8 protein-coding genes and 1 pseudogene are annotated in these 10,000 nt (G+C 45.5%); 4 read left to right on the forward strand and 5 right to left on the reverse strand.

Annotation, left to right across the window (positions count from 1 at the left end):
• Positions 1–302, forward strand: a pseudogene (locus LDL40_RS00685) (EamA/RhaT family transporter); the annotation flags it as partial.
• Between the two features lie 124 nt (positions 303–426).
• Positions 427–1,644: a glycerophosphodiester phosphodiesterase family protein gene (locus LDL40_RS00690; protein ID WP_300992677.1), complete on the forward strand. Its 1,218-nt coding sequence runs from the start codon at positions 427–429 to the stop codon at positions 1,642–1,644.
• Positions 1,645–1,689: 45 nt separating this feature from the next.
• Here LDL40_RS00690 and LDL40_RS00695 read toward each other — a convergent pair whose 3' ends face one another.
• The 5 genes from LDL40_RS00695 to LDL40_RS00715 form a co-directional block, all read right to left on the reverse strand.
• Positions 1,690–4,629 (reverse strand): Ig domain-containing protein, encoded by a 2,940-nt coding sequence (locus LDL40_RS00695; protein WP_300992680.1) that lies wholly within the window; start codon positions 4,627–4,629, stop codon positions 1,690–1,692.
• Between the two features lie 166 nt (positions 4,630–4,795).
• On the reverse strand, positions 4,796–5,053 hold the full coding sequence (locus tag LDL40_RS00700) for a hypothetical protein (protein WP_300992683.1): 258 nt from the start codon (positions 5,051–5,053) through the stop codon (positions 4,796–4,798).
• Entirely contained in the window at positions 5,010–5,525 is a 516-nt protein-coding gene (locus tag LDL40_RS00705; protein ID WP_300992685.1) for a hypothetical protein, read from the reverse strand. Before LDL40_RS00705 ends, LDL40_RS00700 begins: the two co-directional genes overlap by 44 nt.
• Before the next feature lie 23 nt (positions 5,526–5,548).
• Positions 5,549–5,872 (reverse strand): DUF883 C-terminal domain-containing protein, encoded by a 324-nt coding sequence (locus tag LDL40_RS00710; protein ID WP_300992687.1) that lies wholly within the window; start codon positions 5,870–5,872, stop codon positions 5,549–5,551.
• Between the two features lie 245 nt (positions 5,873–6,117).
• Positions 6,118–8,457 carry a TonB-dependent receptor gene (locus LDL40_RS00715; protein WP_300992689.1) on the reverse strand — a complete coding sequence of 780 codons (2,340 nt, stop codon included), beginning with the start codon at positions 8,455–8,457 and terminating at the stop codon, positions 6,118–6,120.
• A gap of 226 nt (positions 8,458–8,683) precedes the next feature.
• On the opposite strand from LDL40_RS00715, the gene LDL40_RS00720 reads away from it, so the two are divergent.
• A complete protein-coding gene (locus tag LDL40_RS00720; protein WP_300992691.1) occupies positions 8,684–9,415 on the forward strand; it encodes an ABC transporter substrate-binding protein in 732 nt (243 codons plus the stop codon).
• A 30-nt stretch (positions 9,416–9,445) separates the two neighbouring features.
• Positions 9,446–9,850, forward strand: a complete 405-nt coding sequence (locus LDL40_RS00725; protein ID WP_300992694.1) for a DUF1801 domain-containing protein — start codon at positions 9,446–9,448, stop codon at positions 9,848–9,850.
• Positions 9,851–10,000 lie beyond the last annotated feature (150 nt).

Consider the following 10,000-nt stretch of genomic DNA (forward strand, 5'->3'; position numbering starts at 1 on the left):
TGACCATGATAGGGCTGGGCGCTGGCGCTTTAGCCTATCCGGACTGGGTCGCTCTGTCATCTGATCACCTGTGGTTGTTTGCGCTGATGGGCTTAAGTGGTGCTATAGGCCAGGTCAGTATTACCGAAGCTTTTCGATTAGCACCGGCTTCAGTGATAGCGCCTTTTGAATACACAGCACTGGTCTGGGGGGTAGGTTTTGATATCGTACTCTGGCAGTTGTATCCGGATTTATCTTTGCTGATTGGTGCAGGGGTCATTATGGCCAGTGGCCTTTATCTTTGGGCACAAGAGCGGCGTTAATCTAACCTTTTTGGTGCAGCTTTGAACACCAGACGGGCAGGGCAAGCCCAGCCTCTGCATTTTGTGTCATGCTATTGTCATTCTGTGGTTTTAGGATGAAGTTTTTGCAAAAGGTATAAACAATATGCTGATACAACAAAGGTTTTCTCTGCTGTCTCTGAGCCTTCTTGCTCTGAATTTTTTGCCTTTCGCTGTGACTGCTGCTGATGCCTGTCTGCATCCTCCTCTGGTAATTGCGCATCGTGGAGCCAGTGGCCATTTACCTGAGCATACTCTGGAAGCTTACCAACTTGCGATGCGGATGGGCGCTGATTTTATCGAGCCGGATTTAGTGCCGACCAAAGATGGTCAGCTTATCAGTCGTCATGAAAATGACTTAACTCATACCACCAACGTGGCCCTATTACCGCAGTTTGCCGATCGCAAAACCACTAAGCGTATTGATGGCATTCCAATCACAGGCTGGTTTAGTGAAGACTTCACTTTGACTGAAATAAAGCAGTTGAAAGCCCGCGAACCCTTGCCTGCACTTCGCCCTCAAGGTGCTGAACATAACGATCAATACTCTATTGCTACTTTGGCTGAAATTGTCAGCCTGGTAAAACAGTTTGAAGCCGATACAGGCCGTAAAGTCGGGCTTTATATTGAAACCAAACACCCGACTTATTTTCGTTATGATGGCCAAACTCTGGATGGTAAAGCGATAGCGCTTGATACCAGCAAAAAGCTGGTCCAGGAATTAAAGCGATTAAATTTCACTGATCCGGCACGGGTTTTTATTCAGTCGTTTGAAGTACAAAACCTGCTGGAATTAAAGCGGCAGTGGATGCCAGGTATGAAGGTGGCATTTCCACTGATCCAGCTGATTGGTGACACAGAACAGGCCTATCTACCACCTAAAGATAGCTTCTCTGTGCCTTATGATGTGTTTTACCATCAGCAAAAGGGCGCTGATTTAAAAGCTATTTATCCGCAAGGGGCTGGTTTTTTGTTATCAGCAGCTAAGCCTTTGGATTACTCCGCTTTACTGAATGATAAAGGCTTGGGTTTTGTGCATAGCTACGCTGCTGGTATAGGGCCATGGCGTAGCAGCATTTATCAAAAGCACAGCCTGAACTTAAAACCTTTTGTAAAAGCAGCTCAGCTTCAAGGCTTAAAAGTACATCCCTACACCTTTAGGGCTGAGTCCAATTATTTAATGGCCAAAGATGCTAAAACCACCTTTAGTTTTGATGAAGAAATGCAGGCATTATTTCAGCAGGGTATAGATGGAGTATTTTCAGATTATCCTGATTTAGCCTTAAAAAACCGAACGTTATTTTTAAAAGGCTGCTCACACTAAAATAAGGGCTTAGCAAATCAAAACAAAATGCTAAGCCCCCTGGATCTATTCCGTTGGGCCAGACTTAGCTCTGAACAGAGCTTTGCGCCGACTATACCAGCTCAGGAGAAGCAAACTGAACCAGTTCCAGCCAGCCACACCACCAGAGCCATTGCTTGGCTGCTCAGTGTTTTCGGTCGCTGCACTGACTTGAATATCCAAACTAAGCTCTGCACTGGCGCCATCCGGATCCGTCGCTGCCACAATCACGTTGTAGTTACCAGCTGCAGCAAAAGAACCTGTCAGCAGTTCATTATTTGTACCTGATAGCGTCAAACCGTTAGGTAGGGTGACCGCGGTGTAGCGAAGTGAAGCGCCTTCCGGATCCTGGATCAGGCTATTCAAACTCTGGCTAATCGCCTTACCCGCCTGAGCTTTAATCACAGCCGTTGTATCACGCACTACAGGGGCTTTATTTATTATAAGCTGCATCTGATAGTCTGCTGTTGCACCGGCCTCATCCATCAGTTTTGTCGTCAAAGTAAGGCTTTGCGTCAGTTTACCTGTCAACTCACCTTGCTCACTCAGACTAATGCCAGCCGAGCTTGTGGGACTAAAAGTAAAAGCTTGTCCTTCAGGGTCAACAAATAAAGCAGCGATGGATAGCTTCAGTGATTGCGCTTCGTTCACTTTTATAGCGTCCAGCGGCTGTTTAGGCTGAGGCGCGCTGTTGTAGCTGTAATTAAGCTCTAGCTCTGTGGATGCTCCCATTTCATCTGTTGCAACAATCAGCAGCTCACTCTGATCCAGTGCTTTACCGTCGTAGCTTAAACTGTCGCCTTCTATCATAAAGCCTTGTTTTATGTTGGCTAGTTTAAACTCCAGAGCCTGATACTGTTCGTCATCCTGCAGATATCCTGCCAGAGGGATACTAGCGACCTGACCTTGATTCAGTTTCAATTCTGCTTGATTTTCTGTCAGATAAGGCGGCAGGTTATAGTTGAACAAAGTCAGATTCGCTGCCTGCTGTTTCGATACTTCGATAAGCTTATTGAAAACCCGATGAACAACTGCCACATCAGTGTTATCTGTTGTTTCATGCAGCAGGCTCAGTGTTCCACTCTGATTATCAATTTGATAGAGCCTTAATCCATTTGACGGACCATACTCTGCTGCAAGTTGTTTACTCAATACCTTGAAATGGGGGGCAATCAAATTGTGTTGTGCCTGTAAGGCCAGAGCCGCAGTCTGCACTTTGTAACTGACCAGCTCGCTATCTTGCTGGACAAAGAGGAGCTTTTCATTTCCATGCAGCCTGACAGTTTTCCCTGAGTTTATGTCGGACAGAACAGCACTTTTGTTCAGAGTTGTGCCTGTTACACTGTATTTGACGAGGATGTTTTCAGCAGAGCTATAGTGAAACAGCTGACCATCCACTTCGGCATTAAAATCAGGATTAGCCCAATCAGAATCTAGTTCTTGCTCTATCGTTCTTTGCGCAACTGTAACTATTTTATCCTGCTCAATTTTGAGTACATGCAGTTTGGTTTTCCCCGGGACCAGAATATAACTACCAAAAAACTGTAATTGCGCATCAGGATTAAAATCTGCGCCAAGCCATTCTGCATCATCAAGCTTGAGCAGAAATTTAGATTCCGGTTTTAGGATGTCGGTTTGTACATTTGCCAGCGTCAAGGCATTTTGACGCCATACAACGAACTGCCCTTGCTGAGTTTTTCTGATGTGTAAGCTGTATTGCCCGTCAAATTCGGCGGCAGAAAAAAAATCTCCTGTATGCCAAACACCCTGAGGAACTATTTTATCTTCGGCTATTTTGTATAAGTAGAAGTTTTTACCGTCGGAGTTGAGTGCCAAATTGTCAGTTAGAGCAGTAAAAGACCAGTTTTGCTCGCCGTTCCAACTTATTCCCTGAGTGTTATGCTTCAATTCAAGGTCTAAACCGGAGTCAGAAAAGTGGTCAAAATTCAGAGCTGCCTCTGATAAACGGAACACGCCCGCTTCAGCCAGAATGGCTTCAGTGCCAGCGACGTACTCAGCGTCAGCTTCAGGTTGCGCATCAAAATTAACCAAGTCAAATCTTAAAAACTGGTTATCTTGCCTGGCCAACAATTGACCATTGCGGCTGTCCAGATAGCGTAAATGCGGCCAGCCAGCTAAGGAAGCGCAATAATCAAAAGAGTTTTGTGGCGCACTTTGTGGGTCGTTTTCCTGAGGTATTTTATAACAACTCAATTGCTCACCTAATGTAAACAATAGTTTGCTTTGGCTTTCGTACCTCAGAGGAATATCAAAACTTTTAACATAAACAGGCGTCAATTTTTCATAGGTAGAAGTAGCTGTAGCTTTGAGAACGGCGACTGTGGGTTTATCGCCCTCTACCGAAGGTAAAAATAATAAACTATCAGCCGAACTGAAGTCATAAGTTTCTGATAGTAAACGATAAGGGAGGGAGAACCTATTCTGAAGATTAAAGTTAAGATCTGGACTGACATTGTAGAGTTGATAGCTGGTGTCAGCGTAAATTTTACCCATTATGGTTTTGCCGTCGGACGAAAACTGTAGATCTTGCAATAACACTGAACTTGCTGTTGGCTGAAGCTCCCCTGATGGCAGGATGTGAAACAGCCTTGGGGTTAAGCCTGGGCTAACAGGGAGTAATGCAGTGCCGTCAGCAGCGAGGTGCATCTTACTGAAAACAGCAAATTTATCGTTCAACAACTCTTTAGCTGAGTAACTGGCGAGATAAGTAATCTCTGAGTCTTTTTTCGAATAAATGCTCAGTGCCTGCTCTGTCCATATGACCAGGGTGTTGTTTAGCTCTAATAGTTTAGCCTCAGAGCCTAATACCGAACTTTGTTGAGTAGCTAGTTGAGTCAGACTGAACTGGTCAGCGCTCACATTTGTTTGGGTTGTCGCCAGAACAGGGGAAGCCAGGGCAAGCATAGGAAGCGCTAATCCCATCATCTTCCATGATAATTGTTGCATTTTAAAGTCCATTCGCATTTCCTTTTTAACTAAAATCGCTCCATTGTGACGGTTTTTATTTGTAATGAAAACAGGTGATTATCTATGTGGTAAAAAAATAGTGCTTCAAAGTGCAAAAAGTCGCGAGGTTGAATCCCGAAGAAAAGGTCAGGCTTTTTATACAGTCTCAGGATGCAAAGATCATTCGGATCCAACGAAAACCCACCAGAGTTCGCATTGTTTTGATCGCTTTGTTGTGACGTAGCTGAAACAGGCAACCAAGGCTAAAACTGAGGATCAGGCCCGGAGCTGAGGTGATAAAAGCCAGGCTGTGTTCTTTTAGTTGTTGTTGTCTGAGCAGTAAAATTTCTTGTTGCAGCTTACTCTGCTCGATGAACAAATTAAGTCTTTTTTGCTGTTGTTTGACGAGATAGTGGATCAGCATTTTTATTCCCTGCTTTCGCTGAAGAGACCAGCGTCTTTAGTTGCTTTAGGGTGTTGGCAAAGCCCACTTGGGATAACAGATAACCCAGGCTGCGCCAGCAACAGATTAATAAGCCACACTGCAACAACACCAAAGCCAGGGCTGTCACTAGTAATGAACTGGACAATTGAAACAACAAGTAACCTACCAGCGTCAAAATGCTGCCCCATAACAAAATCAAACCTGCTCCAAAGCAAACAACCAAAGCAGCAGCCAGCGTCAGGCTGCGTTCTGTCAAGTGCCATTCTGCTCTGGCTAGTTGTCCTGTTAGCTTAAGTTGTGCCTCGTAAGCCTGTTGCACTGATTGTCCTAAAGCAGCAAGTTGTGCTAGTTGATCTAAAGCTTGCTGCTGGTCCGGTGCCTGGTCAGCCTGACTGAAAATCGGCTGGTCTGGGTGCTGTTCCGGAGTTCCGGGGCTGTCGCCAGAGTGCATAAATTCACCTTACCGTTTTAATCTTAACGACGACGCAATAAAGCTGTCAGTAACACACCAGCGGCAAAAGCTATACCAGCAGTGGCCAGTGGATTTTGCGCTGCTAACTCGCGGGTTTTACTGTAAGAGAGCTGTAATTGTTGTTTAATCTCTTCTTGCTTGTGCGCCAGCGTTTCCTGAGAACTTGCCGCTGTTTTACGTAAGCTATCTTCTGCCGCCGCTGCTTTGCCCGCCACTGCGTCCACTGCATGATGGGCAGCTTCAACAGCTTTTTCTGTCACAGGTGAATTTAACGCGCTGTTGCTTTTTGTTTTGACTTGCTCGGTTGTACTTTGTGAAGTAGCCATAAGAAAACTCCTTGGTGAACATTAATAAATGCAGCCTGATACTGCACTTTGCTTTATTACATGAGCAATGGCTGTGCCAGATAAGTTACTTTAGTTAAAACAGAGGTTTAGCTTTTTCTTTTTTTGATATGAATGGCTGGAAACTGTAGAACTTACCCGTAGTTGGTAATTTTTACATGGCAGTGGAGCAGAGCGGGAAAAGCCGGAGCTGGTGTAAGCTCCGGCTTTTGTTACACTGAATAAACTTAGAAATCCAGTTTTAATGTCACAGTAGCTGTACGTTCAGCACCTAAGTAGTAAGCACCTTCCTGGCCACCTGCTAAGTAGTCTTCATCGTTCAGGTTATTCAGCACTAACGACACATCGATGCCTTTAAACATATCTTTAGATGATAAGTCTTTGCTGTAGCCTACATAAAAATCCATCACAGTCGAAGCTGGGATTTCATCTTTGTTGCCGCCTAATGCTGCGCCGAAGTAGGTGTCTGTGCGCTTGGCTGTTAAACCTGCACGGTACGCGTCGCCCTGATAACGCAGTGACAGGCTCAACATGGTCTCAGGTGAACCTGCTACTTTATTGCCTGCAAAAATAGCAGCAGGGTTAATAGCTGGTTTGCCATCCGGGCCCAATACCACATTGCCTTTGTCATCCAACACCTGAGCGTTGATAGTTTGGCTGTACTCTGCATCGTTACTGGTGAATGCACTGTAGACGCTCCAGCCCTGTGTAAATTCCCAGTTTAAGCTGGCTTCTAAACCGCTTGATTCAATACCACCGACGTTGACATAAGTTCCGTCTAACTCGTTCAGGTAGTCCGGACCATTGCCATTGGCACCAGGCTGCAAGAAGGTGATACGGTTATCAAACTGCACATCGTAATAAGTGAAAGACAGGCTCAGGTCTTCGCCGAAATAGCGTAAACCTAAGTCGATGTTTTCCGCGGTTTCGGCTTCCAGATTACCAAAATCCTGATCGGTTTCTAAAATTGCATCGCTAATGGCTTTGAAGTTTTCAGCGTAACCACCAAACACTTCGTAGTTTTCGCTTAAGCGATAGACAAAACCCAGGCTTGGTAATAAGTCTGAATCGCTATCCAGTTGGCCTTCGTTGCCTGCAACTATATTGTCTTTGCGGCTGACATCAACATAAAACTGTTTCACGCCTAAAGTGACAGTCAGGTCATTCCAGCTGATTTGATCCTGCAGGTAAATTTTCTGAGTGTCTGTTTCGTAGCTACGATCGTAATGCACCCAATACGGCTGATTGTCAAAATAGTGGTACTGTTTTGGATCGATCACATTGTGCCAATCGCGGCTTTCGTCGCGGTCCTGCTGCTCCAGCCAGGCCCCTAAGCGCAGTTCATGATTGTCCATAGTCCATTTTAATTCTGACGTCATACCATAACGGTCTTTTTCATAGTGGGTATGTCGATAAGAAGAAACACGGGTTGCACCAGTTAAATCGGCATTTGGATCCAGAATAGGCTGGCCAGCTGCATTGACGTACTGGTACGGCGTTAACTTGCCATTGCCAGTGCCGCGACTCACACGGTTTCCTGCTGCATCTTCGACATAGACCTGGTACGGAGGCATCCAATCACCACGACCGGACTGCATATGCACATAAGGTGTAACGGTCAGGTTCAGGCTATCTGATAAGTCAGTATCAATTTTGACATAGGTGAAACTGTTCTCACGCAAAGTCGACCAGACTTCTGCAAAGTTTTGATCGATATCCGGGTTGCCTGTCCAGACGTTGGTCAGACGGTCCCATTCCGGATTATCATAAAACTGCGCTAACGATACAGTGTTGTAGTTATCTTCTTCGGTGTCGTCATAGGAGAAACGTGCAGTGATAGTGGTATTTTCCAGCTCAGTCACAGTTTTGACTTCACCGTGCAGGCGGTCGGTAAACCCATTACTGCCAGAACCTATCCATCTGTTGTTAAAACTGTCAGATAAGCTGACGTAAGCTGTGGTGTTGCCAGCAATCTGGCCTGTATCAAAACGGGTGTAATAACGACGGGCATTGTGATCACCACCAGTTACACCCAGAGATAGATTTTCTTCTGCCAGAGGATTATTAGATACAAAGTTTAAGGTACCACCCAGCGCATCTAAAGACGCAGAGGCAATGTCAGATGTTCCCTGACCTACTTCAACATAAGCGGTGTTTTCTGTATCCAGATAACGGTTCGCCTTGCTACCGCCACCATAACCTGAACCACCGTTAGGTAAGCCATCAACGGTAATACCCAGCTGTTGTTCGTTCAGGTTGACGTTAAAACCGCGCATTGAAATGGTAGTTGACCAATCATCACCACCAAAAGCATCACCCTGGCCTACGCTGATCCCTGGCAGCTGACTGACTAAATCCAGTACGTTGCCGATAGGTGCTTTGGTGTTTTTAATAGCTTCGTCTGTGCTGTTATTGGCGTAACTGATGCGCTTGCCCGTAATGGCCAACACTTCGACTTCCTGCTCCTCAGCTGCAGCAACTGCGGCTTCTTCTGCGGCAACGGATGCCGATAAACCTAAGGCTGAACTCACTGCCAAAGCGAGCAGCTGTTTGTGATGTAATGCCACGTGGAACTCCATTTTGTTGTTTGAATTAAAGAAAACGCCATTATTCTGGATAGGTCTGATGACAGTGCCGTGAAAGGCTGGTGACAAAATGAAGTAATTAAAATGTAAGATTTATGAAATTCAATCGTATCCACCTGAAGCTAATTCATTGCTTTACGTAAGAAAAAGCTGGAGTTGCAGATTAGATTTGTCCTATGCTGAAATTGGCTTGTAGAAGGTGAAAGTGATGCAACGACTGCTGTATCTGGGGCTAATCTGGGTTGTATTATTGACTGGGTCTGCACAGGCACAGCAGTTACAATTTTTGGTGGGAGTAGAAAAACCGCCTTACATTCAAATTGCCAGCAAAACCGGTTATGAACTGGAGCTCTTGGCGGCTATTGCCAAACGTATGGGGTTTGACAGCCAGTTTATTCATGTCCCTAATGGCCGTCTGCTGGACTTATTTATCGAAGGTCAGGCTGATCTTGTGTCTTTACAGCGAGGATCTCCCTCTGGCCTGTATGCGACTCAGCCTTATATCAGCTATCAGAATATTTTGATTGTGCGTCAGGACTTGTACAAAGAGATCTTAAGCCTGAGCGATCTGATTGGACTCAGGGTGGTGGCTTTTCAAAATGCCCGGCAATTTTTACCGCCGGATTATGCGGCTGCAGTTGCCAAAGCCAGCAGTTATCTGGAAGTCGTGGAACAGCATCAACTGCCAACCTTATTATTAAAAAACCGGGTCGATGTTTTGGTGATGGACAGAAATATCTTCTGGCACTACTACCGCCAAACTGCTCCAAACGACAGCAGTTTAAAAGTACTGAATTTCTTTAAAGTCAATCACTACCATATGTTAGCCCGCACTCCTGAAGTCGCAGAGCGTTTTAATCAGGCACTGGCTGAGTTAAAGCAGTCAGAGTTATTTAGCCAGTTGCAGCTTAAGTATTTTGCCGAGTTGAATCAGCAGTAAAGTCAAATCTAAAAGGCAGGAACTATGTCGATGACCAAAGCTACAGACGCCAGTATCAGTGATTACATTGCGTCAAGAGCCAAAGCACAGCAATATGACGACTGCCAGACTTTGATGGCTGTGCTGGAAAAACTGACTGGGCAAACGGGTAAAATGTGGGGGCCAAGCATAGTTGGTCACGGCTCCTACCACTACAGCTACAACAGCGGCCGCTCAGGTGTTGCGCCTTTAACTGGTTTTGCGATTCGGGGCAGGGAACTGGTGTTCTACCTGTCTGTGGATAGCGAGGAACAGCAAGCTTTATTGACCAGGTTGGGTAAACACAAAATGGGCAAGTCTTGCCTGTACTTTAAACAGTTGGCTGATCTTGACAGTTCTGTGCTGGAGCAACTGATTGCAGGTTCTATTACTGAGCTAAGGCACCGCTACGGCTAATGTAAGCAATGGTCCTAAAGCTGTTCGTACTGTTATGGAGTCAGGATGATCTACCCCGCCAAAATTCTTTTGCTTTGCTTCAGTCTCTCTGTGCACAGCGCTGAGCCTGAAAAGCTCTTTGACCTTCGTCTTTTGCAGTGGAAAAACCGG

This window comes from Rheinheimera sp. (assembly GCF_020217005.1).
In the GTDB taxonomy this organism is placed as follows: domain Bacteria; phylum Pseudomonadota; class Gammaproteobacteria; order Enterobacterales; family Alteromonadaceae; genus Pararheinheimera.